Source organism: Streptomyces sp. NBC_00377, from assembly GCF_036075115.1.
Taxonomy (GTDB): domain Bacteria; phylum Actinomycetota; class Actinomycetes; order Streptomycetales; family Streptomycetaceae; genus Streptomyces.
Map to the genome: position 1 here is coordinate 5632557 of NZ_CP107958.1, position 26130 is coordinate 5658686.

Genomic DNA, 26130 nt, shown 5'->3' on the forward strand with positions numbered 1-26130 from the left:
CCCCCGTCCGGGCGCGCCCTACTCGGGCAGCTCGGCGGGGGCCGGCTCGTCACCCAGCCGCGCCGCCGCTGCCCGGGCCACCGGTCCGAACAGCGGCGAGAAGTACGGGTTGATCCGCAACGCCTCCTGGAGGTGGCGCCGGGCCGGTCCTGTCATGTCCAGCGCCTGCTCGATCATGCCCCGGTGGTACATGTACGGCGCGCTGTACACGGTGCCCCCGTGCACCCGGTCCGTGGCGATCACGGCGAACCGCAGCGCCTCCTTGTCGTCCCCGGCCCGGTGCAGCGCCCAGCCCAGCGCGTCCGCCACCGCGATCCCCGGCTGCCTTCGCCACTCGGCCCGCAGCCGCGTCACCGCCGCGGCCGGATCCCCGTGGTCCGCCTCGAACCGGCCGAGCACCAGAGCCCCGTCGACCCCGCCCGCCGCCTCCTTCCCGACCCGCGCCCGCAGCCGGTCGTACTGCGCCCGCGCCGCCCGGGTGGAACCCAGCGACTCGTACAGTTCGCCGAGCTCCAGCGCGTACTGCGGCGACGGCTGCCCGGCGAGCGCCTTCCGGTACGCGTTCAACGCCTGCGACGTCCGCCCCAGGGCCGCCAGCGCCCGTCCCTGCCCGGCCTGCGCGGCCCGCTGGTCGGGGTCGATCCTGACCGCCTCCCGGAAGTGCCGCAGGGCGTTCGCCCGCTCACCGCGCTCCCAGGCCAGCTGCCCCGCCCGCTCCAGCCAGGCCGCCTGCTCGGCGGGGGAGGAGGCGCCGGCCGCCGCGTCGGCCAGCGCAGCCTGCGCGTCCTCGCGGCGGCCCTGGTCCCAGTAGACGCCCGCCGCCCGCGCCCGCACGGCGGGACCGGAGTGCAGCGCCGTCAGCCGGTCGAGGGCCCTGCGGGCCTGCCGGTGATCCCCGAGCCCGGTGTACGCGTCGATGAGCTGCGGATACGTCGTCCAGCGGGCCGGCGCCAGCCTGCGCGCGGCCTCGCCCCACGCGAGGGCCGCCCGGAAGTCACGGCGTGCGTTGGCCAGCGCGGCCAGCCCGTCGAGGGCCTCGGGATTGGCCTTCGGACGCACCTTCAGCGAGGTCCGCAGCGCCCGCTCGGCCTTCGGGTACAGCGCGGCGGCGTCTGCGGTGCGCCGGCCCTGCTCGACGTAGGCCGTCCCGAGCACCGCCCAGGACCGCGCGTCCCGTGGATGCGCCCGCACCCGGCTCTCGCGCTGCCCGATCAGCACCGCCAGATCGGGCAACGCGGCCGGCACGCCGGTACGGACCGCGGTGCCGGCCTGCGCCCCCGGCGCGGGCCCGGGCGCCCGGCGCACCGCGGGCTCCCCGCCGGACAGACCCAGCACCACCCCGCCGCCCAGCGCCAGGCACCCCACGAGCGAGCCGACGAGCACCCACCGCCGCGACGGCGAGACCTTCCGGGCGGATCCGGCAGCTTCCGCGGGGCTTTCCGGGTTCATGGAAGCCGCGGGGGCCGGGGCGGCCTCCTCGGGGGCGGTGCCGGGGGCGGTGCGCTCATCGGCGCCGCGCTCTGCGTTCTCCATGGCGCTCACTGTGCGTCAGTACGACGACCGTACGACGTCACCCGAAGGGCCGGGCGGACGGGGTTCACACCGATGGCCCCGGGTGCGAACCTATGATCATGAGCCGTATCCTCGTCGACCGTCTGCTCACCGGCCTGCCCGCCGAGGCCGTCCTCACCGACCCGGACGTCACGGCCGCCTACGCCAACGACATGGCCAGTTTCTGCCCGGCCGGGAGCCCCGCCGTCGTCGTCCTGCCGCGCACGGTCGAAGAGGTCCAGCACGTCATGCGCACGGCGACAGAGCTGCGCGCGCCGGTCGTCCCGCAGGGTGCCCGCACCGGTCTGTCCGGGGGCGCCAACGCTTCCGAGGGGTGCGTCGTCCTCTCCCTGACGAAGATGGACCGCATTCTCGAGATCAACCCGGTCGACCGCATCGCCGTGGTCGAGCCCGGCGTCGTCAACGCGGCCCTCTCCCGCGCGGTGAACGAACACGGTCTGTACTACCCGCCGGACCCCTCCAGCTGGGAGATGTGCACGATCGGCGGCAACATCGGCACCGCTTCGGGCGGGCTGTGCTGCGTGAAGTACGGGGTGACGGCCGAGTACGTCCTCGGTCTGGACGTCGTGCTCGCCGACGGCCGCCTGATGTCCACCGGCCGCCGCACGGCCAAGGGCGTCGCCGGGTACGACCTCACCCGGCTGTTCGTGGGCTCGGAGGGCTCGCTGGGGATCGTCGTCAGGGCGGTCCTCGCGCTCCGGCCGCAGCCGCCGCAACAACTGGTGCTGGCGGCCGAGTTCGCGTCCGCGGCCGCCGCCTGCGACGCGGTGTGCCGGATCATGGCCGGGGGACACGTCCCGTCCCTCCTCGAACTCATGGATCGTACGACGGTCAGGGCCGTCAACGAGCTGACCCGCATGGGCCTTCCGGAGAGCACCGAAGCCCTGTTGCTGGTGGCCTTCGACACCCCCGACCCGTCCGCCGACCTCACCGCCGTGGGCGCGCTGTGCGAGGCGGCCGGCGCCACCCAGGTGGTCCCGGCCGACGACTTCGCCGAGTCCGAACTCCTGCTCCAGGCACGGCGGTCGTCGCTCGTCGCCCTGGAGGCCGTCAAGGGCACCACGATGATCGACGACGTGTGCGTGCCGCGGTCGAGGCTCGGCGAGATGCTCGAAGGCGTCGACCGCATCGCGGAGAAGCACGGACTGACCATCGGGGTCGTCGCCCACGCCGGCGACGGCAACACCCACCCCACGGTGTGCTTCGACGCGGCGGACCCCGAGGAGTGCCGGCGCGCCCGCGAGTCCTTCGACGAGATCATGGGCCTCGGCCTGGAACTCGGCGGCACCATCACCGGCGAACACGGCGTGGGGGTGCTGAAGAAGGAGTGGCTGGCGCGCGAGATCGGCCCGGTGGGCGTGGAGATGCAGCGGGCGGTCAAGGCGGCCTTCGACCCCCTGGGCATCCTCAACCCGGGCAAACTGTTCTGACCCCGCCGATACCCGTACCGGCACCCCAACCGGCACCCCAACCGGCACCCCAACCGGCACCCCAACCGGCACCCCAACCGGCACCCCAACCGGCACCCCAACCGGCACCGGGATCGGCACCGGGATCGGGACGGGTCACGGCGTCGGGACCGGCGACACCGCCACCGGCACCCTGACCGGCGCGGGCGGTTCACTCGCCGTCCGGGGACTCGTCCGACGGCCACGGGTCGCTCAGCCACAGATCGTCCGCGGGCGTCGGGGCGAGCAGGTCGGCCAGACCGTCGTCGAGGCCGAGCCGCTCCCCCTCGGTCCCCGGGGGCACCGCCCGCAGCGTCCGCTCCAGCCAGGCCGAGACCTGTTCCGCGGGCGCCTCCAGAAGGGCGTCCCCGTCGGGCGAGCTGAGCGCCATCAGCACGACGCTGCGCCCTTCCACCTTCGTCGGCCACACCCGCACGTCGCCGTGCCCGCAGGGCCGGAACACGCCCTCCACGAGCAGCTCCCGTGCGAACGTCCAGTCGACCGGGTGCTCGGAGTTGATGTGGAAGGCGACGTGGACGGCGAACGGGTCGTCGCCGCGATAGCCCAGCCGGGCCGGGACCGGGATGCTGCGCTCCGGCGACAGGATGAGCCTGAGCTCCAGTTCACGTTCCACCACGGTGTGACGCATGTCGGTTCTCCTCTCGAGACGGACCTCGCGCGGGCCCGCGGTGGGCCCGTACGAGTGGAGAGGGGCCGGACCCCGGAACCATTACGCGGGTCCGGGGAACTTTCTCCGAGCGGTTCCCGCCGCGGGCCCCCGCACGTTCCGGCCATGGCTTCGTCGCGTTCCGGCCGGGCCCCGGTGGACGGTTCCGAACGTGTGAAGAGCCTGCACGGCATTGCCCGGAAAGGGGCGGGTCCGACAGGACTGGCCGTGGACCTTGCGTGGGTCTGATAGATGTGGACCCCCCCATCCCACCCCCGAGCAGATACGGGACGACGGACATGAGCGCCCCCACCCCGGCACCCGGCGACGACAGGCCCCGCGAGGGGTACTACCCGGACCCGTCCATCCCTGGATACGTCCGGTACTGGAACGGTGCCTCCTGGGTACCGGGCACCAGCCGGCCGGCGCCCTCCGACGGCCGGTCGCTCACGTCCCCGGCCGGCTCGCCCCCGGTCTCCGTCGAGGAGACCGGCCCGCACTTCTTCGACGAGGACCCGCAACCGGCGGACCCGTACGGCGGCCGTCCCGAGCCCGCCTCGGCGTGGGGCGCCGACCGCGCCCACCAGTCCGGGTTCGGCGGCGACCAGGACCGCCGGGTCTCCTGGGGCTCGCCGCAGGGCGCCGACCCGAGGACGCCCCCGTCCGCGCCGGTCACGCCCGAGGGCCTGTCGACGAGCACCGACGGCACGGCCACCATCCCGCCCGCCGAACCGGAAGGCGCGGGGGACGTGGTCTCCGGGGGCACGTTCGTCTTCCGCCGGCCGACGACGGGTGACGGGACCGCTCCCTCGTCCGGTGCCTCCGGTCCTGCGGGGCTCATTCCCGACGAGGGCACGGTCACCTTCCGTCCCCCGGGCCCGCGCAAGGGTGGCCAGGACGGTGCGTCCGGTCCCCGGCCGGGAAGCGGACCGGCGCCGGGCCCGGCGGGCGACGCGGCCGCGTTCCCCGCCGCCGCGCAGGGGCCTGCGGCGGCCCCCGGGGCGTTCGGCGCGCCCGGCACACCCGGCGCGCCGGGGTTCGGTGATCCGGCCTCCGCCGGAGCGGGAAGCGCGCCCGGCGCGGCCGCCTACGGTGCGCAGGGGCCGGTCGGCGCACCGGCCGGCAGCGGCACCGCACCCGCCGAGCCCGGCTTCGGCGCCGGCAAGGCGGCCGCCGAGCGCGCGGCTGCCCAGCCCCCGGGCGCCCCGAGGCCGGGTGTCGCGGCTCCGGGTGTCCCCGCCGTCGGTGCTCCGGCCCCCCAGGGACCGGCGCACGTTCCGGCCCCGGCGCCGGCTGTTTCTCCCCCCGCCCCGGCCCCGCAGGGTCGGGGTACCGCCCCCGCCGCTGCCGCCCCGCAGGGCCCCGCGGGATTCCCGGCCGCACAGCCGGCCGCCCCGCAGGGCCCGGCAGGTTTCCCGGCCGCGCAGCCCGGCGCCCGCCCGGGCGACCCGGCGCCCGCGTCCGGTCTTCCCGGCCCGCAGGCGGGCGCTCCGGGCGTGCCCCAGCAGGCCGGTGGCCCGCCGCCGCAGCCTTCTGCCGCCGCGCAGGCCACCGCCGGGCCCGCCGCCCAGGCGTCCGCGTCCGCTCCGATGGCCGCCGGGTCCGGCGGTGGGCAGCCTTCGTGGGCCCAGCAGGTGCACCAGCTGGCGGGGGCCGAGGACGGACCCGTCACGCCCTGGAAGCCACCGGTCGAGGACATCTTCCAGGCGGCCGCCCGGCGGCAGGCCTCGGCCCGTCCGGCGGGCCTCGGCAAGCGGCTGGCCGCCCGCCTGGTCGACACCCTCGTCCTCGCGGCCGTCACCGCCGCCGCCGCGGTGCCGCTGGGTGTGAGGGCCCTCGACCACGTGGACCAGAAGGTCGACGCGGCCAAGCTCTCCGGAGAGAAGGTCACCGTCTGGCTGCTCGACGGGACGACGTCGGCGTACCTGGGGATCGTCCTCGCCGTCCTGCTGGGCTTCGGGGTCGTGTACGAAGCGCTGCCGACCGCCAGGTGGGGCCGCACGCTGGGCAAGAAGCTGTTCGGCCTCGAGGTGCGGGACATCGGGGGCGGCGAGCCCCCGTCCTTCGGGGCGGCCCTGCGCCGCTGGTTCGTCTACAGCGTGCCCGGTCTGCTCGGGATCGGTGTGGTGGGCGTCCTGTGGGGCCTGTTCGACAAGCCGTGGCGCCAGTGCTGGCACGACAAGGCGGCCCACACCTTCGTCGCCGGCTGACCCGCACCCGGGCCTCCGTAGCCTCCGGCCCGCCGTCGGCGCCCGTACCCCGGACGGCGGCTCGCCGGATGCGCGGGCCGGGGGTTCGCGGTCGACTCGGGGGCATGACCACCGAACCGCCCCCCGGTTCCGGCGGCGAGCCGCCGGAGGACGACCCGTTCCGGAAGCAGCCGCCACAGCAGGAGCCCCCGCAGCCCCCGCACGGCCAGGGGCAACCCCCGTACGGCCAGGGGCACGGCTCGCCGTACGACGCCCCGCACGGACCGTACGGCGGCGGTCCCGGGGGGCCGGGACGGTACGGCGGCGACCCCTACGGCGGTGGGCCGCAGGGCGGCGACCCCTACGGCGGCTACCCCGCCGACCCGCTCTCCGGGATGCCCCCGCTCGCCGACAGCGGCAAGCGCACGCTGGCCCGCATCATCGACATGATCCTCGTCTTCATCGTGGTGACGCTGCTGGCGTGGGCCTTCGGGGTCGCGCAGTACACGGTGGACGCGGACAAGATCGAGTTCGGCAAGACCTTCGGCCGGGAGCTCGTCGCCGCGATCCTGTATGTCGCGTACGACACGATCCTGACCGCCAGGTCCGGCCAGACGCTGGGCAAGAAGTGGCTCGGCATGCGCGTGGCCGACCTCGACAACGGCTCGACGCCCTCCACGCCGACGTCGCTTATCCGCGCCCTGGTGCTGTGGGTCCCGTTCGCGTTCTGCTGCGCCTGTCTGTGGACGGCGATCTGCGGCGGCTGGAGCTTCTTCGACAAGCCGTACAAACAGGGACTGCACGACAAGGCGGCCAAGACGGTGGTCGTCAGCACGCGCTGAGGCGACCGCACATGACGCAGGGCCCGCACCTGGTGGCGCGGGCCCTGCGTCATGTGCGCGGGTGTCAGGGTGCCGTGGGCTCCCGGACGGGCTCGGGCGCCGTGGCGACCGAAGCCGGGACCGGCGCGCTCGCGCGCGCGTGCACCGGGACGGGAACGGGTTCGGGCCGGCTCGCGGGCAGGCTCGCCCCTGAGCGCGTCACCGAACGGGTCGTGGGGCGGATCACGGAACGGGCGCGGGTCGTCGAGCGGGCCACGGGGGCTCGCGACGCCTTCGGCACCGGCACCGTCATGGCGACGAGGACGCCGAGCGCGACCGCGGCGACGACGACGACCGCGATGCCGGGGCCCGAACTCGTCTGTGACAGCAGCAGCATGGCGAACGTCGAGAAGATGACGGTGCAGGAACCGTACGTGAGCTGTGCAACAGTCGGACGAGGCATGGCAATCGGTGTCCTCGGAAGCGGGGGCGGTCTCGACTCTATTCGGCTGCATGCCCGAGCGGAACGAACGGTAAGCGTGACCTAACCCACGGCGCCGGTGCACAGGGGGCGCACGGAGTCATGACGTCCATCAAGTGGACTGCGCCGCGCGCCCGTCGCGACGGCCGCCCCGTTGCCGAGGCATGTCCGCAATGCGAACTCCTCTTCCTAATAATGCACTTGTCCTGTCCAAGTCAAGGTCTGTCTTTTCTCGTAAACCAGTAGTCAAATAGCGTCACTTGACTACACGCGTATAACAGCGCGCGGACCTTCCTTGACAGGGATCCCCCCTTTCCGCGCGTCCGGACGCGTGCGTGGGAGGACATCAAGTGACCAGTAGATCCTGGACGTTCAGGACCGCCTCGACGGTCGTCGCCCTTGCGGCGGCCTCGGCGACGTTCTCGACGTTCGCCGTGGCACAAGCAGCCGACAACACCTCGGCAAAGGCCCCGGCGGTGGACCGGCAGGACCCGCAGCCGGCCAAGGCCAAGGAGCACGACTTCGACGGCCCGCTCAGCAAGACCCAGGAGGCGCAGCGCGAGGAGGCCCTCAAGCAGGTCATATCCGGGCAGGCCTCGGTCAAGGACCGGGACGGCTCGAAGGTCGTCCAGCTCAAGAGCCGCAAGGGCGACAGCAAGTACGTCGAGCTCGGCCGCGAGAAGACCGACAAGATTTTCACGATCCTCGTCGAGTTCGGCGACCAGGTCGACAGCCGCTACGGCGGCACGGCCGGCCCGCTGCACAACAAGATAGCCGCGCCGGACCGGGCCAAGGACAACTCCACGGCCTGGCAGGCGGACTACAACCAGAAGCACTTCCAGGAGCTGTACTTCGGCACCGGGAAGAACACCGAGTCCCTGAAGAAGTACTACGAGAAGCAGTCCTCGGGCCGCTACTCGGTCGAGGGCGCGGTGACCGACTGGGTCAAGGTCCCCTACAACGAGGCCCGGTACGGCTCCAACAACGCCTCCACCGGCGCCTGGTACGCGGTCCAGGACGGCGTCAACGCCTGGGTCGCCCAGCGTGAGGCGGCCGGCGCCACCGCCGCCCAGATCAAGGCGGAGCTGGCCACCTTCGACCAGTGGGACCGCTACGACTACGACGGCGACGGCGACTTCAACGAGCCGGACGGCTACATCGACCACTTCCAGATCGTGCACGCCGGCGAGGACGAGTCCGCGGGCGGCGGCGCCCAGGGCGAGGACGCCATCTGGGCCCACCGCTGGTACGCCTTCGGCACCGACGCGGGCGCCACCGGCCCGGACACCAACAAGCTCGGCGGCACCCAGGTCGGCGACACCGGCATCTGGGTCGGCGACTACACCATCCAGCCGGAGAACGGCGGCCTCGGCGTCTACGCGCACGAGTACGGCCACGACCTCGGCCTGCCGGACGAGTACGACACCTCCGGCGGCGGCGAGAACTCCACCGGTTTCTGGACCCTGATGTCCTCCGGTTCCTGGCTCGGCACCGGCAAGGAGGCCATCGGCGACCTGCCCGGCGACATGAACGCCTGGGACAAGCTCCAGCTGGGCTGGCTGGACTACGACGTGGCCAAGGCGGCCGTGAAGTCCAGCCACACGCTGGGCGTCGCGGAGTACAACACCAAGAACGCCCAGGCCGTCGTGGTCCAGTTGCCGGAGAAGGAGGTCACCACCGAGGTGGTCGCCCCGGCCGAGGGCGCCAAGCAGTGGTGGAGCGGCAGCGGCGACGACCTGCGCAACACGCTGACCCGCGCGGTCGACCTGACCGGCAAGACGTCGGCGTCACTGTCCCTGGACGGCTGGTGGGACATCGAGCAGGACTACGACTACCTGTACACCGAGGTCTCCACCGACGGCTCCAACTGGACGCCGGTCGACGGCACTCTGGCCGACGGCACCGCGATCCCGCGGGACGGCAGCGGCAAGCCCGCCCTCACCGGCACGGTCGACGCCCACCAGAAGCTGACGTTCCCGCTGAACGCCTACGCGGGCCAGAAGATCAGCGTCCGCTTCCGTTACGCCACCGACGGCGGCGTGGCCCAGAAGGGCTTCACGGCCGACGAGATCAAGGTGACGGCGGACGGCGCCACGCTGTTCTCCGACAACGCGGAGGCGGCGGACGCCGCTTGGACCGCGACCGGCTTCTCGCGCATCGGTGCGTCCATCACGGACGACTACGCCCAGTACTACATCGCCGAGAACCGCCAGTACGTGTCGTACGACAAGACCCTCCAGGTCGGCCCGTACAACTTCGGCTTCTCGACGACCCGTCCCGACTGGGTGGAGCACTACCCCTACCAGAACGGTCTGCTGATCTGGAAGTGGGACACCTCCCAGGCGGACGACAACACCAGCCAGCACCCGGGTGAGGGCCTGATCCTCCCGGTCGACTCGCACCCCACCCCGCTGAAGTGGGCCGACGGCTCCGTGATGAACGCCCGTCTGCAGAGTTTCGACTCGCCCTTCAGCCTGTCCGCCACGGACGCGATCACGCTGCACAAGGCGGACGTCGCGGTCAAGATCAAGTCGAGCGCGGGCGTCTCCGTCTTCGACGACCGCAAGTCGACCTACTACGACGCGACGACCCCGCTCGCGGGCGTCAAGGTCACTGACACCAACACCACGATCAAGATCGTATACGAGGCCGGAGACGGCTCGAAGATCAAGGTGAAGGTCGGCCCCTCGACGAAGTAGTCGACGTTTTAGCAGGTCAGAGACACATCGGCGGTGACCCCCTGGCGGGTTGCCGCCGATCGTGTTTAGGTGCCTCCTGTGCTCTTCTTATTGACACCGACCTCGATACCGACCCGCACGGGGGTGTGACCGCATGGCCGCAGGAGGCTTCTGCAAGCTGCCGAACGGCAGAGTGGTGGTGGCGTTGAACCTGCCCAGCCCCGCCGCCCGGGAGGGCCTCCCGGGGGCCTCCGCGGACGTCCGCGTGCTGGTCCACGCCCACAACCGCGCGCGGGCCCTGACCAGGCTCCGCAACCTGGGCCTGCGGGCCGTCTACCTGCGCGGCAACGCGGCGCCGCCCACCCCGGACGAGGTCACGGCGGTGCTCCACCACCCCGACGGCCTGATCTGGCGCACGGCCCCCGACGACCGCGACCGCGGTCTCCCGATCGCCGCCGTGGCCGTGCCGGAGCTGTGGCGGCCCATCAGGGCACTGCTGCGGGGCGCGGCGGCATAGCGCGGCCTCAGGGCGCTCCGCGGACGCGGCACGGCGCACGCTTCGGCCTCAGTACGCCTCGACCACGTTCACGTCCTCCTCCGTGACCACTCCGTCCACGATGGTGAACGAGCGGAACTGGAACTCGCCGAGCCCGTCGGTGTCGGCCGTGGAGACGAGGACGTAGTGCGCGCCCGGTTCGTTCGCGTACGAGATGTCCGTGCGGGACGGGTACGCCTCCGTGGCGGTGTGGGAGTGGTAGATGACCACCGGATCCTCGTCGCGGTCGTCCATCTCGCGGTAGAGCTTGAACAGGTCGCCCGAGTCGAACTCGTAGAACGTGGGCGACATGGCCGCGTTCAGCATCGGGATGAAGCGTTCCGGGCGGTCCGTGCCCGTCGGGCCCGCGACCACGCCGCACGCCTCGTCGGGGTGGTCCTTGCGCGCGTGGGCGACGATCTGGTCGTGCAGGGCCCGGGTGATGGTCAGTGTCCGCATGGGGGCCAGGATAAGCAAAGGGGCCGCTCCGTACCGGTGGGTGGTACGGAGCGGCCCACATCGCGGACGTCCTGAGCGGCTGGCGCAGGGGGCGCCACGAGAGCTCCCTGCGGCCGGACGTCCCGGGGGTGGTCCGGCGGCCGGTCAGCCGACCTTCTCGAACTCCGGCTCGCGTCGCTCGGTGATGTCCGGGTTGCGGCCCTTCAGGACCGCCCAGCCGATACCGAGCGCGACCGCCCAGCCCGCCATCACGTACAGGCAGACGCGGGAGTCGGCGTCGTAGGCGATCAGGCCGGTGACGAAGAGCAGGAAGACGATGGCCACCCAGCTGAACGCCGAGCCGCCCGGCGCCGGGAAGGACGAGGCGGGCAGGCGGCCCGCGACGACCGCGCGGCGGTAGAGGACGTGACTGATCAGGATCATCAGCCAGGTCCAGATGCCGGCCGCGGTGGCCACCGAGGTGACGTAGCCGAAGGCCTTCTCCGGGACGACGTAGTTCAGGACCACGCCGAGGCCCATGAACAGCACCGAGACGGTGATGCCGAGGGCGGGGGTCTTGGTCGACGACAGCTTCCTGAAGACCGCGGGGGCCTCGCCGCTGTCGGCCAGGTTCCGCAGCATGCGGCCGGTGGAGTACATGCCCGAGTTGCAGGAGGACAGGGCCGCCGTCAGCACCACGAAGTTCACGATTCCGGCGCCCGCCGGGATGCCGATCTTCGCGAACGCCTCGACGAACGGCGAGACGCCCGGTGCGAACTCGGTCCACTTCACCACGCACAGGATGACGGTGAGCGCGCCGACGTAGAACAGCGCGATGCGCCACGGCAGGGTGTTGATCGCCTTGGGGAGCGTCTTCTCCGGGTCCTGCGACTCGCCGGCCGTGACACCGACCAGCTCGACCGCGAGGTAGGCGAACATGACGCCCTGGAGGGTCATCAGGGACGAGCCCACGCCCTTGGGGAAGAAGCCGTCGAAGGCCCACAGGTTGGAGACCGCGGCCGTGTCGCCGGCGCTGCTGAAGCCGAAGGTGAGGACACCGAGGCCGATGACGATCATGCCGATGAGGGCGGTGACCTTCACCATCGAGAACCAGAACTCCAGCTCGCCGAAGAGCTTCACGGAGATCAGGTTGACCCCGAAGAGGATCACCAGGAAGACCAGTGCGGTCACCCACTGGGGGACGGCCGGGAACCAGTAGTTGACGTAGATCGCGGCGGCCGTCAGCTCGGCCATACCGGTGACGACCCACATCAGCCAGTACGTCCAGCCGGTGAAGTAACCGAAGAACGGGCCGAGGAATTCGCGGGAGTACTCCGCGAAGGAACCCGAGACCGGGCGGTAGAGCAGCAGCTCGCCCAGCGCCCGCATGATGAAGAAGATGATCCCGCCCGCGAGGGCGTACATCAGGATGAGGCTGGGACCGGCCTTGGCGATGTTCGCCCCGGCGCCCAGGAAGAGCCCGACGCCGATGGCGCCGCCGATCGCGATCATCTGGACCTGGCGGCTGCCGAGTCCGCGTTCGTACCCCTCTTCGGGAGTGTCAGTGACAGCGGTGTCAGTGACCTTCTCAGAGGTCATGTGTGGTGCGCCTTTCTCCATGCCGAACCGGGCCTCTCGTCGGTCCCGGATCGGGTTTCGATCCCCCCGGATTGATGGAGCGGTGCCTGGCCGGCGATCAACCGGCTCGGTGGCGCACCCGGCCGAACATACGGGTGGTGTTCGCCGGGCGGTCGTGAAGATTTATCACGCCCGCAATATCGGTCAGCCCGGAGAGCTGTGGCGCACGACACAAGAAGAAGCGGATGAACGAGGCACAAAGAGGACACTCCCGGCCGCCGCGGTAATGCGATCGTTATCCGGATTTGAGTGTCCTCTGAGCGAACAAAAAAGCGTACGAACCATCACATAAGGACCGACGGTTGAACGGCTACGGCAGGAGAGTCGTCACCAGGGTCTCCTGGAGTCCGCCCAGCCACAGGTACGCCATCACCATCGGCTTGCGCGGGTCCTCGTCCGGCAGCCGGTAGAGGAGGTCCGTGTCGTCCTCGTCCGTGATCTCCAGCCGGGAGCCGATCGCCAGACGCAGGTCGTTGAGCGCGCGGAGCCACTGCTGGGACTCCTGCGGCGTCAGCTTCAGCACCGCCCCGCCCACGCCGGCCGCCTCGGAGGCCAGCGCGTCCAGCGAGCGGACCACCGTGAGGGCGTTCTCGCGCTTGCCGGCCCGCAGGTCGTTCTCGGTGAAGCGGCGGAACTCGGCGGAGTGCGCCTTCTGCTCGTCAGCCCGCCCGGGCCCCGAGGTGCCCTCCGGGTCGGTGTAGGCGTCCGGGAAGAGACGGCGCAGCACAGGGTCGGCGGGGGGCTCGCTCGGGCCCTCGGCGAAGAGTTCGGCGAGCGGGTCGTCGGGGGCGTCCTCGGCGGGGCCGGGGCCGATGAGCTCCAGGAGCTGCACGGCCAGCGACCGGATGATGGAGATCTCGACGTCGTCGAGTGCGACGGCCGCGCCGCCGCCGGGGAGCGGTTCGAAGTGTCCAGGCATAGGAGGGCAGGCTACTTCCGGTCCTGCTGGAGGGTGGCCCACAGGCCGTAGCCGTGCATGGCCTGCACGTCGCGTTCCATCTCCTCGCGGCTTCCGCTGGAGACGACCGCCCGGCCCTTGTGGTGGACGTCCATCATGAGCTTGGTGGCCTTGTCCTTCGAGTACCCGAAATACGTCTGGAAGACGTACGTCACGTAGCTCATCAGGTTGACCGGATCGTTGTGGACGATCGTGACCCACGGGACGTCCGGCTCGGGTACGGCGAAGACCTCCTCCGCCGACTCGGTGCGTTCGATCTCAAGGGGAGCGGGTGACGTCACAAGGCCCATGCTGCCACGCATCCGGGAAATCGTCACACCGACGAAAAGGGAGTACCATCCGGTGCCATGAACACAGCGGACCTTGGGCTGCCGGAAGAAGAAGAGCGCGGAGCGCATGCCCGGAAGGGCGGTGGCGGGCGACGGCTGGGCGTCCCCTCCACCGCACTCTTCACGGACCAGTACGAACTGACGATGCTTCAGGCGGCCCTGAAGGCCGGCACCGCAGAGCGGCGCAGCGTGTTCGAGGTCTTCACCCGGAGGCTGCCGGACGGCCGGCGCTACGGCGTCGTCGCGGGCACCGGCCGGGTCCTGGACGCCGTCGAGAACTTCCACTTCGGCGCGGACGTCCTCGGCTTCCTGCGCGAGCGGAACATCGTCGACGAGGAGACCCTGGAGTGGCTCGCCGCATACCGTTTCTCGGGTGACATCTGGGGCTACCCGGAGGGCGAGGTCTACTTCCCCGGCTCGCCGATCATGCGGGTCGAGGGCACCTTCGCCGAGTGCGTGCTCCTCGAGACCGTGATCCTCTCCATCCTCAACCACGACTCCGCGATCGCGGCCGCCGCGTCCCGGATGGCCTCCGCCGCGGGCGGGCGTCCCCTCATCGAGATGGGCGCCCGCCGCACCCACGAACTGGCCGCGGTCGCCGCCTCCCGCGCCGCGTACATCGGCGGCTTCGCCACCACCTCCGACCTGGCCGCCGGCTTCCGCTACGGCATCCCCACCGTGGGCACCAGCGCACACGCCTTCACCCTGCTCCACGACAGCGAGCGGGACGCCTTCCGGGCCCAGGTCGACTCGCTCGGCCGGGGCACCACACTGCTCGTGGACACCTACGACGTCACCGAGGCGGTCCGCACCGCCGTCGAGGTCGCCGGACCCGAGCTCGGCGCGGTCCGCATCGACTCCGGCGACCTGCTCCTCGTCGCCCACCGGGTGCGCCAGCAGCTCGACGAGCTCGGTGCGACGGACACCCGGATCGTCGTCACCTCCGACCTCGACGAGTACGCCATCGCCTCACTGGCCGCGGCGCCCGTGGACGCCTACGGAGTGGGCACCCAGCTGGTCACCGGCTCCGGGCACCCGACGGCCTCCATGGTCTACAAACTGGTCGCCCGCGCCGGAGCCGACGACCCGGCGGCGCCGCTGCTGCCGGTGGCGAAGAAGTCGACCGGCGGCAAGACCTCCGTCGGCGGACGCAAGTGGGCGGCCCGTCGGCCCGACGTGTACGGGGTGGCCGAGGCCGAGGTCGTCGGCACCGGGCCCGTCCCCGCCGAACTGGCCGACCACCAGTTGCTCGTCCAGCTCGTCAAGGGAGGCGAGGTCGTCGTCAGCGAGCCCCTGGACGTCGTCCGCGACCGCCACGCGGCGGCCCGCGCCGGTCTGCCCCTCTCCGCGACCCAGCTCTCGCGCGGGGAACCCGTCCTTCCCACGGAGTATGTACACGGTCCGTCGGGTAACTAGGGCGTGTGCCCGGCGCACACCGGGCGACGCCCCCTCCCGCGGAGGCGTCAAAGTCTCTAGGCTCAATTACTTCACCCTCCGTCGAAGGACACCGACCATGCGCCGCGCCTTGATCGTCGTAGACGTGCAGAACGACTTCTGCGAGGGAGGCAGCCTCGCGGTGGCCGGTGGCGCCGACGTGGCCGCCGCCATCACCGAGCTGATCGGACAGGCGCCCGCCGGATACCGGCACGTGGTGGCCACCCGTGACCACCACATCGCGCCCGGCGGTCACTTCGCCGACAACCCCGACTACGTGCACTCCTGGCCCGCGCACTGCGTGGCGGGCACGGAGGGCGTCGGCTTCCACCCCAACTTCGCGCCCGCCGTTGCCTCGGGCGCCGTCGACGCCGTCTTCGACAAGGGCGCCTACTCAGCCGCCTACAGCGGATTCGAGGGCGCCGACGAGAACGGTGCCGGGCTGGGCGACTGGCTGCGGGACCGCCGGATCGACGAGGTGGACGTCGTCGGCATCGCGACCGACCACTGTGTGCGCGCCACCGCCCTGGACGCAGCCCGCGCGGGCTTCCGCACCCAGATCCTGCTGGATCTCACCGCCGGAGTCGCCAAGGAGAGCACCGACCGGGCGCTGGAGGAACTGCGCGCGGCCGGCGTGGAACTGACGGGAAAGCCCGTCGTCGTCCAGGGCTAGCCCGGAGCCGGCCCAGCGCTGGCCCGGAGCCGGCCCGGAGCCGGCCTCGCCGGTCCGCGATCGGGCCCGGCCCAGCCCGCCGGACAGGCACCGGCCCAGTCGGCCGGACAGGCGCGGGCCCAGTCGGGCCCAGCCCCCGGACAGGCACCGGCCCAGCCGGCACCCTGGGCCGCCGATACCCTGTGCCGTCGGTACCCCGCGTCGCCCAACGACGGGCCGACGGCCCCTGGCCCCCGCACGTCGCCGTCACCGCACCTGTCCCCGGACACACACTCGGGCACACTCCCGGACGCGCGCCGGGGTCCCCCGGACGCACCCTCCGTGATCGCCCCGACCCCGTCGGCACGTCGCTCGTCGGTACGGCGGCCCGGTCGCATCTCACCCACCGGCCGCAATCCGTCCGCGATGTGGGATCACATTCCAGGAGGCGGACCGGGAATCGATACGATGAGCCCATGGTTCTGAACGACGTGAGCGAGAAGACGCCGGGCGCACTGCTCGTGGCGCGGCTGCACGTCGACCTGTGCAGGCTCGCCAGCGCCATCTGTTGACCCTGCACCGCCGCCGTACGGCCCGTGAGCCGATGGGGGTACCGCCCGCGCGAGCGCAGCCGAGCGCCGGGGCCTCACACGCACGAACCCGCGCTGCCCACACCTTCCGACAGGAGCCCTGAGCCATGGCCATCGAGGTCCGCATCCCCACCATCCTCCGCCAGTACACCGACGGTCAGAAGGCGGTGGAGGGCAACGGTGACACCCTCGCCCACCTGTTCACCGACCTCGAGACCCGCCATGCGGGCATCCACGCCCGCATCGTGGACGACGGAAAGCTGCGCCGCTTCGTCAACGTGTACCTGAACGACGAGGACGTCCGCTTCGTCGACGGCATCGACACCAAGCTGTCCGACGGTGACACCGTGACGATCCTGCCGGCCGTGGCCGGCGGCATGGCCTGATCGGCCGCCGCACCCCATGCGTTACGACTCCCCGCTGGCCGCGGTGGGCAACACCCCCCTGGTGCGCCTGCCGCGGCTCTCGCCGTCCGCCGACGTCCGGATCTGGGCGAAACTCGAGGACCGCAACCCCACCGGCTCCGTCAAGGACCGTCCCGCCCTGCACATGGTCGAGCAGGCGGAGAAGGACGGCCGGCTCACCCCCGGCTGCACCATCCTGGAGCCGACGAGCGGCAACACCGGCATCTCCCTCGCCATGGCGGCCAGGCTCAAGGGCTACCGCATGGTCTGCGTGATGCCCGAGAACACCTCGCAGGAACGCCGGGAACTGCTCGCCATGTGGGGCGCCGAGATCGTCCCCTCCCCGGCGGCGGGCGGCTCCAACACCGCCGTCCGCGTAGCCAAGGACCTCGCCGCCGAGCACCCCGACTGGGTGATGCTCTACCAGTACGGCAACCCCGACAACGCCGGCGCCCACTACGCGGGCACCGGCCCCGAGATCCTCGCCGACCTGCCGTCCGTCACCCACTTCGTCGCCGGCCTCGGCACGACGGGGACACTGATGGGCGTCGGCCGCTTCCTGCGCGAGCACAAGCCGGACGTGAAGATCGTCGCCGCCGAGCCGCGCTACGACGACCTGGTCTACGGTCTGCGCAACCTCGACGAGGGCTTCGTACCCGAGCTGTACGACGCCTCCGTCCTCACCACCCGCTTCTCGGTCGGCTCGGCGGACGCCGTGACCCGCACCCGGGAACTCCTCCAGCAGGAGGGCATCTTCGCCGGCGTCTCCACCGGAGCCGCCCTGCACGCGGCGATCGGCGTCGGCAAGAAGGCGCTCAAGGCGGGGGAGAGCGCCGACATCGTGTTCGTCGTGGCGGACGGCGGCTGGAAGTACCTGTCGACGGGTGTCTACACCGCGGCCACCACGGAGGAAGCGATCGAAACCCTCCAGGGCCAGCTCTGGGCCTAGGCCGTGTCTGACACGCGCGACGTCTGGCACGGCACTCCCCCGGCCTTCGGCCGGGGGCCCCCACGCCGCGTTGTCGGATCACCCGAGTACATCCAGTACGCGGGTGATCCTCCGCCTTGCGATGCTCCCCCACCGCCTGAACGGCGTGGGAGGTGCCCCCATCACCGGACGCCGCGCGCTGATTCCGACGCGAATGGTCGGACGTGCCCTCGGCTTCGGGGCCCTCGGGCGGCAACCGCCCCGGGGGCCCTCAGGCAGCCAGGTGTCGGACCTGGTCCCACAGGACCGGGTCCACCACACCCACCCGGCGCCGGAAGTCCGCCACCGGCACCTCCCGCAGCTCGTCCGTCTCCAGGAAACTCGGCCGCCCGCGCGCGTCCCCGACCGCGCCCGGCGGCAGCGGGATGACCCCGGCCCGCTCGTCGTGGTACTTGCTGGTGATCTTCGCGACGGTCACCCGGTCACCGCGCACGGTCAGCACCAGACACGGCCGGTCCTTCACCTCCGGGCCGTCCTCGAACGGCACGTTCGCCCACCAGATCTCCGCGGGCCGCGGACGCCCCGCGAGGCCCCGGTCCCGGGTCGGCCGGCCCGGCGGGCGCCCCGTCGCACGGCCCGGCGGCCGTTCCCCACGCCGCTGCGGCCGCCGGCCCCGCCCCCAGCCGTCAACGAGCGTCGCGACGAGCGCGAGCAGTATCACCGCCGCGAGCGCGAGCCACCAGGACGTGTCCATACGACGACGTTACCGGCGCGCGACTGCCATTGCGCGCCCTCTCGTGCACTCCAGCGCCCTCTCGCGCACCTCGCATGCCCCTGGTCCAGCCGAACCGGTGACACCACAGGTGAGTTCCCCCACAACGGCCCCTGGCGGAGGAGCGACCCGGGGTTTTGCGCCTTACGCTCGACGCACCGCACGACCCCCGTCGCCCCATTTAACGATCATTCGTTCCACGATCCGTCCCCCGGACCCACCGGGTATTTCTCGGTTTCCCGCCAGCGGAGGTTTCTGCTTTATGAAGCTCACCGTCGTCGGCTGCTCGGGGTCGTTCCCGTCCGCGGAATCGGCCTGCTCGAGCTACCTCGTCGAGGCCGACGGCTTCCGGCTGCTTCTCGACATGGGCAACGGCGCCCTGGGCGAGTTGCAGCGCCACTGCGGTCTCTACGACCTCGACGCGATCTTCCTGAGCCATCTGCACGCCGACCACTGCATCGACATGTGCGCGTACTTCGTCGCGCGGTACTACCGGCACGACGGCGGCCGCTGCGACCCGATCCCGGTCTACGGCCCCGAGGGCACGGAGCACCGCCTGACCACGGCCTACGCCGACACCCCGTCGGCCTCCTCCATGAGCGAGGTCTTCGACTTCCACACGGTCAAGCCGTCCACCTTCGACATCGGCCCGTTCACCGTGCACACGGAACGCGTGGCGCACCCGGTGGAGGCCTACGGCATCCGCGTCGAACACGCCGGCAGCTCGCTGACCTACTCCGGCGACACCGGCATCAGCCGCGCGCTGGAGGAACTCGCCCGCGACACCGACCTCTTCCTGTGCGAGGCCGCCTTCACGCACGGCAAGGAGAACATCCCCGACCTGCACCTCAACGGCCGCGAGGCCGGAGAGACGGCGAGCAGGGCGGGCGCGCGCAAGCTCGTGCTGACCCACATCCCGCCGTGGACGGACGCCCGGGTCAACCTCGCCGACGCCCGCGCGGTGTTCGACGGCCCGGTGGAACTGGCCGCGCCACGAGTGACGTACGAGATCTAGACCCCACGCCGTGCGCACACCACGCAGAAGGCCCCCGGAGCGGTTCAGGGCTCCGGGGGCCTTCGCGTGTCCTGCGCGGGCGTGCTGCCTGCCTACGCCTTGGTGAGGTCCTCGACCTCCTCCTCGGGCTCACGGCCCGGGGTGGGCAGGTTGAACCTGGTGATGGCGAAGCGGAAGACGAAGTAGTACACGGCGCCGAACACCAGACCGATCGGGATGATCAGCCAGGGCTTGGTGGCCAGGTTCCAGTTGAGCCCGTAGTCGATGGCACCCGCGGAGAAGGTGAAGCCCGCGTGGACACCGAGAGCCCAGGTGATCGCCATGGACAGGGCCGTCAGCACCGCGTGGATCGCGTACAGCAGCGGCGCGATGAACATGAACGAGAACTCGATGGGCTCGGTGACGCCGGTGACGAAGGAGGTCAGCGCGAGCGAGATCATCATGCCCAGCACGGCCTTGCGGCGCTCGGGGCGGGCGCTGTGCGCGATGGCCAGGGCGGCGGCCGGCAGACCGAACATCATGATGGGGAAGAAGCCGGACATGAACTGACCGGCGGTCGGGTCACCGGCGAAGAAGCGGGTGAGGTCGCCGTGCACGACGGCACCGGTGGCGTCCTTGAAGTCGCCGATCTGGAACCAGGCGACGGAGTTCACGAACTGGTGCATGCCGACCGGGATCAGCGCGCGGTTGATCAGACCGAACAGAGCGGCGCCGAACGCGCCCAGGCCCGTCATCCACTCGCCGAAGTCCGAGATGACCTCACCGATCGGCTCCCAGACCAGACCGAAGAAGACACCGAGGAGCGTGCCGACGAACGCCATGATGATCGGCACCAGACGGCGGCCGTTGAAGAAGCCGAGCCAGTCCACCAGCCTGGTGCGGTGGAACCGCTGCCAGACCACCGCGCTGAGCAGACCCATCACGATGCCGCCGAGGACACCGGGGTTGTTGTAGGTCGCGGCTATGTCCGCACCCGCCTGGACCTTGGCCTCGGTGACCGGGAACGCCTTCAGGACGTTGCTGTAGACCAGGAAGCCGACCAGCGCGGCCAGCGCGGTGGAGCCGTCCGACTTCTTGGCGAAGCCGATCGCGACACCGATACAGAACAGCATCGGGAGGTTGTCGAAGATGGCACCGCCGGCCGTGGCGAAGACCGCCGTGACCTTGTCGGGCAGATGCAGCTTCTCCTGGACGTCCGACTGTCCGAGCCGCAGCAGCAGGCCCGCCGCCGGCAGCACGGCGATCGGGAGCTGAAGGCTGCGGCCGACCTTCTGTAGACCCTGCAGAAGGCCGGATCCCCATCTCTTCTGGGGGGCCGCCGTGGGCGCGGTGGCGGTGCTCATAGACTTCCTCCATCGGGTGGTGGTCTACACCACTCAGTGGTGTAGACCATGTTGTAGCACGATGAAGGTGGCATAAGGAACCCACGATTCTCGTAATCGTGGTATTACGCTCGGCTACCGCCTCGGTGGCCGTCGGCTGTCCGCCCCGCTATGCCTTCGTCACGTCCTCCCGCTCCTCCTCCGGCTCCCGCCCCGGAGTCTTCAGATCGAACCTCGTGATCGCCAGACGGAAGATCGCGTAGTAGACGACACCGAAGCACAGGCCGATCGGGATGATCGCCCACGGCCGCGTCGCCAGGTTCCAGTTGATGACGTAGTCGATGAGCCCCGCGGAGAAGCTGAAGCCGTCGTGCACGCCCAGCCCCCACGTCACCGCCATCGACGCCCCCGTCAGCACCGCGTGCACCGCGTACAGCAACGGCGCGACGAACAGGAAGGAGTACTCGATCGGCTCGGTGATCCCCGTGACGAACGACGTCAGGGCCACCGACAGCATCAGACCGCCGACCTCCTTGCGGCGCGACGGCCTCGCACAGTGCGTGATCGCGAGCGCCGCCGCGGGCAGCGCGAACATCATGATCGGGAAGAACCCCGACGTGAACTGACCCGCGTCCGGATCGCCCGCCAGGAACATGTTGATGTCGCCGTGCACCACCGTGCCGTCCGGCTTGGTGAAACTCCCGAACTGGAACCAGATGGGCACGTTCAGGAACTGGTGCAGACCGATCACCAGCAACGCCCGGTTCGCCACGCCGAAGATGCCCGCACCCCACGCGTCCAGCCCGTCCAGCCAGTCGCTGAAGTTCTCCAGACCGTCACCGATCGGCGGCCACACCCACAGGCACAGCGCCGCGAACGCGATCGCCACGAACGCCATGATGATCGGCACCAGACGGCGGCCGTTGAAGAAGCCGAGCCAGTCCACCAGCTTCGTACGGTGGTACCGCTGCCAGAAGAACGCCGTCAGCAACCCCATGACGATCCCGCCGAACACCCCCGGATTCTGATACGCGAACGCCCCCACCGTGTTGTCCGTCGCCTGACAACCGATGTTCGGGATCACCTTCGAACCCGGCGCACAGTCCTCAGGGAACTGACGCAACACGTTGTAGTAGACGAGAAAGCCCGCCACCGCCGCCAAAGCCGTCGAACCGTCAGACTTCTTCGCCATGCCGATGGCCACACCGATACAGAACAGCAGGGGCAGCCCGAGCGAACCGTCGAGCAACGCCGCGCCCGCACCCGCCATCACCCTCGCCACGTTCGTCCAGCCCAGCCCGTCGTCCCCGAACACGTCGGGCTGGCCCAGCCTGTTGAGGATGCCGGCGGCCGGCAGCACCGCGATCGGGAGCTGAAGACTGCGCCCCATCTTCTGTAGACCCTGGAAGGCGGTGTGCCAGCGTCGGCGGGCGGGGCTGACCTCGGTCCGGGCGCTCTCGGCACTCATCGTTTGGCGACCGCCTGTCAGGTGGTGTAGACCAGCTACGGACGATTGGGTTGCTGCGACGTCATCCTTGACGTCATCCTTCGGTACACCCGGCACAATCGCTCGCAAAGTTGGGCCAACTGTGGGTTACTGCGACAAAGCGGTTCACATCGCGGGTCGCACCAGGGAATTCAGGGAGACGGAACATGGCCACCAAGGCTGAGAAGATCGTCGCCGGACTCGGCGGCCTCGACAACATCGAAGAGATCGAAGGCTGCATCACCCGGCTCCGCACCGAGGTCAACGACCCCTCACTCGTCGACGAAGCCGCCCTGAAGGCAGCCGGCGCCCACGGCGTCGTCAAGATGGGCACCGCGATCCAGGTCGTCATCGGCACCGACGCCGACCCCATCGCCGCCGAGATCGAAGACATGATGTAACCCGCGCACTCACTCGTCAGGGGCTCCTCCCACCCGTGGGAGGAGCCCCTTCCGCCGCTACGGCTAGGCTCAGCGCCATGTCTCGAATCGACGGCCGCACCCCCGAACAACTCCGCCCGGTCACCATCGAACGCGGCTGGAGCAAGCACGCCGAAGGCTCCGTCCTCGTCTCCTTCGGCGACACCAAGGTCTTCTGCACCGCCTCCGTCACCGAAGGCGTCCCGCGCTGGCGCAAGGGCAGCGGAGAAGGCTGGGTCACCGCGGAGTACTCCATGCTCCCCCGCGCCACCAACAGCCGCGGCGACCGCGAGTCCGTCCGCGGCAAGATCGGCGGCCGCACCCACGAGATCTCCCGCCTCATCGGCCGCTCCCTGCGCGCCGTGATCGACTACAAGGCGCTCGGCGAGAACACCATCGTCCTCGACTGCGACGTCCTCCAGGCCGACGGCGGCACCCGCACGGCCGCCATCACCGGCGCCTACGTCGCACTGGCCGACGCGATCACCTGGGCCCAGGGCCGCAAACTCATCAAGGCCGGCCGCCAGCCCCTCACCGGCACGGTCAGCGCGGTCTCCGTCGGCATCGTGGGCAAGGTGCCCCTGCTCGACCTCTGTTACGAGGAAGACGTCCGCGCCGAAACCGACATGAACGTCGTCTGCACCGGCGACGGCCGCTTCGTCGAGGTCCAAGGCACCGCCGAAGCCGAGCCGTTCGACCGGGACGAGCTCAACTCCCTTCTGGACCTGGCTGTTCTGGGCTGCACGGAACTGACTGTGCTCCAGCGCACGGCACTTGATACGGTCCTCGAAAAGTAAAGGGAACACCAAGACAGGTGGCGGGCGCGGGCAACCGGCCCGCCCGCCGACGCGTCTTGGTCAGTACGTCAACGGGGGCCTCCTGGGCCTGGCAAGGGGAGGAACCACTTATGTCCACGGCCGCGAGCCGACGCCCGCACCGGCGTCGCCGTACCCTCATCGCCGCCGCCACCGCGGCCGTCGCCCTCACCGTGGGACTGACGGCGACCGGCTGCGACGCCGTCAACAAGGCCCTGGACTGCGTCCAGACCGCCGACTCGATCGCCGACAGCGTCACCGACCTCCAGCAGGCCGTGGAGAACGCCGCGAACGACCCCACCCAGACCCAGGAGTCGCTGACCTCCATCGAGAACAACCTCGACAAGATAGGCGACAAGACGGACAACACCGACGTCAACAAGGCGGTCGACGACCTCCGGGCGGCCGTCACCAACGTCCGCACAGCCGTCGAGAGCGGCGACAACACCCCCGACCTCAGCCCCGTCACCGACGCGGCGGGCGAACTGACGAAGGTCTGCACGCCGTAGGACCCGGCAGGCCGGGCGGAACGAGGCCCGGCGGTCCGGGCGGCCGAACCGGGCGCGGGGGACTGGGGATACTGGGCGCATGACCCGCCTGATCCTCGCCACCCGCAACGCCGGAAAGATCACCGAACTGAGGTCGATCCTCGCCGACGCAGCCCTGCCCCACGAACTCGTCGGCGCGGACGCCTACCCCGACATCCCCGACGTCAGGGAAACCGGCGTCACCTTCGCCGAGAACGCCCTCCTGAAGGCCCACGCCCTCGCGCGGGCCACGGGCCTCCCGGCGGTCGCCGACGACTCCGGCCTCTGCGTCGACGTCCTCAACGGCGCCCCCGGCATCTTCTCGGCCCGCTGGTCCGGCAAGCACGGCGACGACCGGGCCAACCTGGACCTGCTCCTGGCCCAGCTCTCCGACATCGCCGACGAACACCGGGGCGCCCACTTCGCCTGCGCGGCGGCCCTGGCTCTCCCGGACGGCACGGAGCGCGTCGTCGAGGGCCGCCTCACCGGCACCCTGCGCCACACGCCGTCCGGCACCAACGGTTTCGGCTACGACCCGATCCTCCAGCCGGAGGGCGAGTCACGCACCTGCGCGGAACTGACCCCGGCCGAGAAGAACGCGATCAGCCACCGGGGCAAGGCGTTCAGGGGGCTGGTGCCGGTGGTACGGGAGCTGCTGGGCTGATCGGTCAGGGGAGGGGGCCGCCTGCCGGGCGGCCCCCTCTGAGGTGTGCGGCCGGTGGGACTCGAACCCACACGGGTGTTAACCCACTGGGACCTAAACCCAGCATGTCTGACCAGATTCCATCACGGCCGCTCAAAAACGGTCATCGTGCTCGACCGGCGGCCATCATTCTACGGGCCCTGTGAGTCACCCGGCGAATGCCACTCGGTTCTTCCGGCGGCATCAGGCCGCGGTCGGCGCATGGCAATGGGGGCACAGGCAGCGCAGGTTCGCCGCACGGTTGTCCCGCCAGTCGCCATTCGCGTGGTCGGTCTGCGACACATGCAAAAGCGGCCCGTGTCGGGGTCGGTCCGATGCGGGCCGCTCGGCGGTGGTGACGGGTGTCAGATGCCCAGGTCCTTGATGATCTTCGCTACGTGGCCCGTGGCGCGGACGTTGTACAGGGCGCGTTCGACCTTGCCCTGCTCGTCGACCACGATCGTGGAGCGGATGACGCCCATGTACGTCTTGCCGTAGTTCTTCTTCTCGCCGTAGGCGGCGTATGCCTCGGTGACGGTCTTCTCGGGGTCGGCCAGGAGGGTGACCTTCAGGGACTCCTTGTCGCGGAACCTGCCCAGCTTCTCGGGGCTGTCGGGGGAGATGCCGATGACGTCGTATCCGGCGCCGGTCAGCAGTTCCAGGTTGTCCGTGAAGTCACAGGCCTGCTTCGTGCAGCCGGGGGTAAGCGCGGCCGGGTAGAAGTAGACGATGACCTTGCGGCCCTTGTGGTCCGACAGGGACACCTGGTTGCCGTCGGCGTCGGGCAGTGTGAAGGCGGGGGCCACGTCCCCGGGCTGGAGTCGCTCGCTCATCGGTCCAGCGTAACCGGGGGTCCCGGCGGTGCGGCGGCGGGCAGAGCTGACACACTGTCCGGAACAGGACACAGCTGACTTCGGAGGCCTAACCGTGGCGGAGACGTCGGACACCAGAACCCCGGCGCAGATCGAGGCGGACATCAAGGCCCGCCGAGAGGTGCTGGCGGAGACGCTGGACGAGATCGGGGTGCGGGTGCACCCGAAGACCATCGTCGGGGACGCCAGGGCCAAGGTCGTGGCCAACGTCGATCACACGCTCGGGAGGGCCTACGTCCAGGTCAACCGTGCGGTGAGCGGGGTGCGGGCGCAGTTCGTGGACGAGGAGGGCGCGCCGCGGCTGGAGCGGGTCGTGCCGGTGGCGCTGGTCGTCGTCGGCGTCGTGGGCCTGCTCGCGTTCAACGGACGTGGCGGACGTGGCGGACGGCGTCGCAAGCGCTGATCGCCCCGTCCCCGCGGACCCCGCGCGCATACGGATCCGCTTTCGGCAGGTAGGT

General features: G+C 70.8%; 27 protein-coding genes and 1 tRNA gene. 16 read left to right on the top strand and 12 right to left on the bottom strand.

The annotated features are described in order from the left end of the window. Positions 1-18: 18 nt before the first annotated feature. Positions 19-1449 carry a tetratricopeptide repeat protein gene (locus OHS71_RS25165; RefSeq protein ID WP_328484635.1) on the bottom strand — a complete coding sequence of 477 codons (1431 nt, stop codon included), beginning with the start codon at positions 1447-1449 and terminating at the stop codon, positions 19-21. A 176-nt stretch (positions 1450-1625) separates the two neighbouring features. Between OHS71_RS25165 and OHS71_RS25170 the strand changes: the two genes are divergently transcribed. Then, entirely contained in the window at positions 1626-3002 is a 1377-nt protein-coding gene (locus tag OHS71_RS25170; RefSeq protein WP_443047043.1) for an FAD-binding oxidoreductase, read from the top strand. Between the two features lie 190 nt (positions 3003-3192). Here the strand turns inward: OHS71_RS25170 and OHS71_RS25175 are convergent, their stop codons facing one another. Further along, entirely contained in the window at positions 3193-3669 is a 477-nt protein-coding gene (locus OHS71_RS25175) for an SsgA family sporulation/cell division regulator (RefSeq protein ID WP_328481602.1), read from the bottom strand. Positions 3670-3986: 317 nt separating this feature from the next. Here OHS71_RS25175 and OHS71_RS25180 point away from each other — a divergent pair, with 317 nt between their 5' ends. Beyond that, a complete protein-coding gene (locus OHS71_RS25180) occupies positions 3987-5897 on the top strand; it encodes an RDD family protein (protein ID WP_328481603.1) in 1911 nt (636 codons plus the stop codon). A gap of 104 nt (positions 5898-6001) precedes the next feature. Continuing rightward, positions 6002-6718: an RDD family protein gene (locus OHS71_RS25185; protein WP_328481604.1), complete on the top strand. Its 717-nt coding sequence runs from the start codon at positions 6002-6004 to the stop codon at positions 6716-6718. A gap of 64 nt (positions 6719-6782) precedes the next feature. Here the strand turns inward: OHS71_RS25185 and OHS71_RS25190 are convergent, their stop codons facing one another. After that, positions 6783-7160 (bottom strand): hypothetical protein, encoded by a 378-nt coding sequence (locus OHS71_RS25190; protein ID WP_328481605.1) that lies wholly within the window; start codon positions 7158-7160, stop codon positions 6783-6785. Between the two features lie 368 nt (positions 7161-7528). Between OHS71_RS25190 and OHS71_RS25195 the strand changes: the two genes are divergently transcribed. Beyond that, entirely contained in the window at positions 7529-9877 is a 2349-nt protein-coding gene (locus OHS71_RS25195) for an immune inhibitor A domain-containing protein (protein ID WP_328481606.1), read from the top strand. A gap of 133 nt (positions 9878-10010) precedes the next feature. After that, positions 10011-10373 (top strand): hypothetical protein, encoded by a 363-nt coding sequence (locus OHS71_RS25200; protein ID WP_328481607.1) that lies wholly within the window; start codon positions 10011-10013, stop codon positions 10371-10373. Positions 10374-10421: 48 nt separating this feature from the next. Here the strand turns inward: OHS71_RS25200 and OHS71_RS25205 are convergent, their stop codons facing one another. The 4 genes from OHS71_RS25205 to clpS form a co-directional block, all read right to left on the bottom strand. After that, positions 10422-10850, bottom strand: coding sequence for a M67 family metallopeptidase (locus OHS71_RS25205; RefSeq protein ID WP_328481608.1), 429 nt, complete (start codon positions 10848-10850; stop codon positions 10422-10424). Positions 10851-10994: 144 nt separating this feature from the next. Next, positions 10995-12428 carry an amino acid permease gene (locus tag OHS71_RS25210; protein ID WP_328481609.1) on the bottom strand — a complete coding sequence of 478 codons (1434 nt, stop codon included), beginning with the start codon at positions 12426-12428 and terminating at the stop codon, positions 10995-10997. A gap of 349 nt (positions 12429-12777) precedes the next feature. Next, positions 12778-13386 (bottom strand): DUF2017 domain-containing protein, encoded by a 609-nt coding sequence (locus OHS71_RS25215; RefSeq protein ID WP_328481610.1) that lies wholly within the window; start codon positions 13384-13386, stop codon positions 12778-12780. Between the two features lie 11 nt (positions 13387-13397). Continuing rightward, the gene (gene clpS, locus OHS71_RS25220) at positions 13398-13715 is read right to left on the bottom strand and encodes an ATP-dependent Clp protease adapter ClpS (protein ID WP_328484636.1); all 318 of its coding nucleotides are present in this window, start codon (positions 13713-13715) and stop codon (positions 13398-13400) included. 57 nt (positions 13716-13772) lie between these two features. Here clpS and OHS71_RS25225 point away from each other — a divergent pair, with 57 nt between their 5' ends. The 5 genes from OHS71_RS25225 (at position 13773) to OHS71_RS25245 (ending at position 17783) form a co-directional block, all read left to right on the top strand. Continuing rightward, positions 13773-15170, top strand: a complete 1398-nt coding sequence (locus OHS71_RS25225) for a nicotinate phosphoribosyltransferase (RefSeq protein ID WP_328481611.1) — start codon at positions 13773-13775, stop codon at positions 15168-15170. 97 nt (positions 15171-15267) lie between these two features. Beyond that, positions 15268-15861, top strand: a complete 594-nt coding sequence (locus OHS71_RS25230) for an isochorismatase family protein (protein WP_328481612.1) — start codon at positions 15268-15270, stop codon at positions 15859-15861. 455 nt (positions 15862-16316) lie between these two features. Further along, on the top strand, positions 16317-16412 hold the full coding sequence (locus tag OHS71_RS25235) for a putative leader peptide (RefSeq protein ID WP_020132206.1): 96 nt from the start codon (positions 16317-16319) through the stop codon (positions 16410-16412). Between the two features lie 125 nt (positions 16413-16537). Beyond that, a complete protein-coding gene (locus tag OHS71_RS25240; RefSeq protein ID WP_328481613.1) occupies positions 16538-16816 on the top strand; it encodes a MoaD/ThiS family protein in 279 nt (92 codons plus the stop codon). Between the two features lie 16 nt (positions 16817-16832). Further along, positions 16833-17783 (top strand): PLP-dependent cysteine synthase family protein, encoded by a 951-nt coding sequence (locus tag OHS71_RS25245; protein WP_328481614.1) that lies wholly within the window; start codon positions 16833-16835, stop codon positions 17781-17783. Positions 17784-18033: 250 nt separating this feature from the next. On the opposite strand, the gene OHS71_RS25250 is transcribed toward OHS71_RS25245, so the two are convergent. After that, a complete protein-coding gene (locus OHS71_RS25250) occupies positions 18034-18516 on the bottom strand; it encodes a type II toxin-antitoxin system PemK/MazF family toxin (protein WP_328481615.1) in 483 nt (160 codons plus the stop codon). A 280-nt stretch (positions 18517-18796) separates the two neighbouring features. Between OHS71_RS25250 and OHS71_RS25255 the strand changes: the two genes are divergently transcribed. Continuing rightward, entirely contained in the window at positions 18797-19549 is a 753-nt protein-coding gene (locus OHS71_RS25255; protein ID WP_328481616.1) for an MBL fold metallo-hydrolase, read from the top strand. 92 nt (positions 19550-19641) lie between these two features. Here OHS71_RS25255 and OHS71_RS25260 read toward each other — a convergent pair whose 3' ends face one another. Both OHS71_RS25260 and OHS71_RS25265 read right to left on the bottom strand, forming a co-directional pair. Further along, positions 19642-20892, bottom strand: coding sequence for a PTS transporter subunit EIIC (locus OHS71_RS25260; protein ID WP_328481617.1), 1251 nt, complete (start codon positions 20890-20892; stop codon positions 19642-19644). 148 nt (positions 20893-21040) lie between these two features. Next, entirely contained in the window at positions 21041-22339 is a 1299-nt protein-coding gene (locus tag OHS71_RS25265) for a PTS transporter subunit EIIC (protein ID WP_328481618.1), read from the bottom strand. 185 nt (positions 22340-22524) lie between these two features. On the opposite strand from OHS71_RS25265, the gene OHS71_RS25270 reads away from it, so the two are divergent. From OHS71_RS25270 to rdgB, 4 genes are all read left to right on the top strand, one after another. Further along, entirely contained in the window at positions 22525-22758 is a 234-nt protein-coding gene (locus OHS71_RS25270) for a glucose PTS transporter subunit EIIB (RefSeq protein ID WP_009298733.1), read from the top strand. 77 nt (positions 22759-22835) lie between these two features. Next, a complete protein-coding gene (gene rph / locus OHS71_RS25275) occupies positions 22836-23573 on the top strand; it encodes a ribonuclease PH (RefSeq protein ID WP_328481619.1) in 738 nt (245 codons plus the stop codon). A 110-nt stretch (positions 23574-23683) separates the two neighbouring features. Then, the gene (locus tag OHS71_RS25280; protein ID WP_328481620.1) at positions 23684-24100 is read left to right on the top strand and encodes a hypothetical protein; all 417 of its coding nucleotides are present in this window, start codon (positions 23684-23686) and stop codon (positions 24098-24100) included. Between the two features lie 79 nt (positions 24101-24179). Beyond that, positions 24180-24782, top strand: a complete 603-nt coding sequence (gene rdgB, locus OHS71_RS25285; RefSeq protein WP_328481621.1) for an RdgB/HAM1 family non-canonical purine NTP pyrophosphatase — start codon at positions 24180-24182, stop codon at positions 24780-24782. Positions 24783-24828: 46 nt separating this feature from the next. On the opposite strand, the gene OHS71_RS25290 is transcribed toward rdgB, so the two are convergent. After that, positions 24829-24914: transfer RNA gene (locus OHS71_RS25290), tRNA-Leu, on the bottom strand. Positions 24915-25165: 251 nt separating this feature from the next. Beyond that, positions 25166-25633: a thioredoxin-dependent thiol peroxidase gene (gene bcp, locus OHS71_RS25295; protein ID WP_057600389.1), complete on the bottom strand. Its 468-nt coding sequence runs from the start codon at positions 25631-25633 to the stop codon at positions 25166-25168. A gap of 94 nt (positions 25634-25727) precedes the next feature. On the opposite strand from bcp, the gene OHS71_RS25300 reads away from it, so the two are divergent. After that, a complete protein-coding gene (locus tag OHS71_RS25300; protein ID WP_328481622.1) occupies positions 25728-26075 on the top strand; it encodes a DUF3618 domain-containing protein in 348 nt (115 codons plus the stop codon). Positions 26076-26130 lie beyond the last annotated feature (55 nt).

What these genes read in the sequence shown, in the direction of transcription:
- rph (WP_328481619.1), top strand. Translation starts at nt 22,836, where the DNA reads ATGTCTCGAATCGACGGCCGCACCCCCGAACAACTCCGCCCGGTCACC.
- OHS71_RS25230 (WP_328481612.1), top strand. Translation starts at nt 15,268, where the DNA reads ATGCGCCGCGCCTTGATCGTCGTAGACGTGCAGAACGACTTCTGCGAG.
- OHS71_RS25190 (WP_328481605.1), bottom strand. Translation starts at nt 7,160, where the DNA reads ATGCCTCGTCCGACTGTTGCACAGCTCACGTACGGTTCCTGCACCGTC.
- OHS71_RS25185 (WP_328481604.1), top strand. Translation starts at nt 6,002, where the DNA reads ATGACCACCGAACCGCCCCCCGGTTCCGGCGGCGAGCCGCCGGAGGAC.
- OHS71_RS25170 (WP_443047043.1), top strand. Translation starts at nt 1,626, where the DNA reads ATGATCATGAGCCGTATCCTCGTCGACCGTCTGCTCACCGGCCTGCCC.
- OHS71_RS25210 (WP_328481609.1), bottom strand. Translation starts at nt 12,428, where the DNA reads ATGACCTCTGAGAAGGTCACTGACACCGCTGTCACTGACACTCCCGAA.
- OHS71_RS25245 (WP_328481614.1), top strand. Translation starts at nt 16,833, where the DNA reads ATGCGTTACGACTCCCCGCTGGCCGCGGTGGGCAACACCCCCCTGGTG.
- OHS71_RS25235 (WP_020132206.1), top strand. Translation starts at nt 16,317, where the DNA reads ATGGTTCTGAACGACGTGAGCGAGAAGACGCCGGGCGCACTGCTCGTG.
- OHS71_RS25225 (WP_328481611.1), top strand. Translation starts at nt 13,773, where the DNA reads ATGAACACAGCGGACCTTGGGCTGCCGGAAGAAGAAGAGCGCGGAGCG.
- rdgB (WP_328481621.1), top strand. Translation starts at nt 24,180, where the DNA reads ATGACCCGCCTGATCCTCGCCACCCGCAACGCCGGAAAGATCACCGAA.
- OHS71_RS25255 (WP_328481616.1), top strand. Translation starts at nt 18,797, where the DNA reads ATGAAGCTCACCGTCGTCGGCTGCTCGGGGTCGTTCCCGTCCGCGGAA.
- OHS71_RS25260 (WP_328481617.1), bottom strand. Translation starts at nt 20,892, where the DNA reads ATGAGCACCGCCACCGCGCCCACGGCGGCCCCCCAGAAGAGATGGGGA.
- clpS (WP_328484636.1), bottom strand. Translation starts at nt 13,715, where the DNA reads ATGGGCCTTGTGACGTCACCCGCTCCCCTTGAGATCGAACGCACCGAG.
- OHS71_RS25240 (WP_328481613.1), top strand. Translation starts at nt 16,538, where the DNA reads ATGGCCATCGAGGTCCGCATCCCCACCATCCTCCGCCAGTACACCGAC.
- OHS71_RS25280 (WP_328481620.1), top strand. Translation starts at nt 23,684, where the DNA reads ATGTCCACGGCCGCGAGCCGACGCCCGCACCGGCGTCGCCGTACCCTC.
- OHS71_RS25270 (WP_009298733.1), top strand. Translation starts at nt 22,525, where the DNA reads ATGGCCACCAAGGCTGAGAAGATCGTCGCCGGACTCGGCGGCCTCGAC.
- OHS71_RS25250 (WP_328481615.1), bottom strand. Translation starts at nt 18,516, where the DNA reads ATGGACACGTCCTGGTGGCTCGCGCTCGCGGCGGTGATACTGCTCGCG.
- OHS71_RS25180 (WP_328481603.1), top strand. Translation starts at nt 3,987, where the DNA reads ATGAGCGCCCCCACCCCGGCACCCGGCGACGACAGGCCCCGCGAGGGG.
- bcp (WP_057600389.1), bottom strand. Translation starts at nt 25,633, where the DNA reads ATGAGCGAGCGACTCCAGCCCGGGGACGTGGCCCCCGCCTTCACACTG.
- OHS71_RS25165 (WP_328484635.1), bottom strand. Translation starts at nt 1,449, where the DNA reads ATGAACCCGGAAAGCCCCGCGGAAGCTGCCGGATCCGCCCGGAAGGTC.
- OHS71_RS25205 (WP_328481608.1), bottom strand. Translation starts at nt 10,850, where the DNA reads ATGCGGACACTGACCATCACCCGGGCCCTGCACGACCAGATCGTCGCC.
- OHS71_RS25175 (WP_328481602.1), bottom strand. Translation starts at nt 3,669, where the DNA reads ATGCGTCACACCGTGGTGGAACGTGAACTGGAGCTCAGGCTCATCCTG.
- OHS71_RS25265 (WP_328481618.1), bottom strand. Translation starts at nt 22,339, where the DNA reads ATGAGTGCCGAGAGCGCCCGGACCGAGGTCAGCCCCGCCCGCCGACGC.
- OHS71_RS25200 (WP_328481607.1), top strand. Translation starts at nt 10,011, where the DNA reads ATGGCCGCAGGAGGCTTCTGCAAGCTGCCGAACGGCAGAGTGGTGGTG.
- OHS71_RS25215 (WP_328481610.1), bottom strand. Translation starts at nt 13,386, where the DNA reads ATGCCTGGACACTTCGAACCGCTCCCCGGCGGCGGCGCGGCCGTCGCA.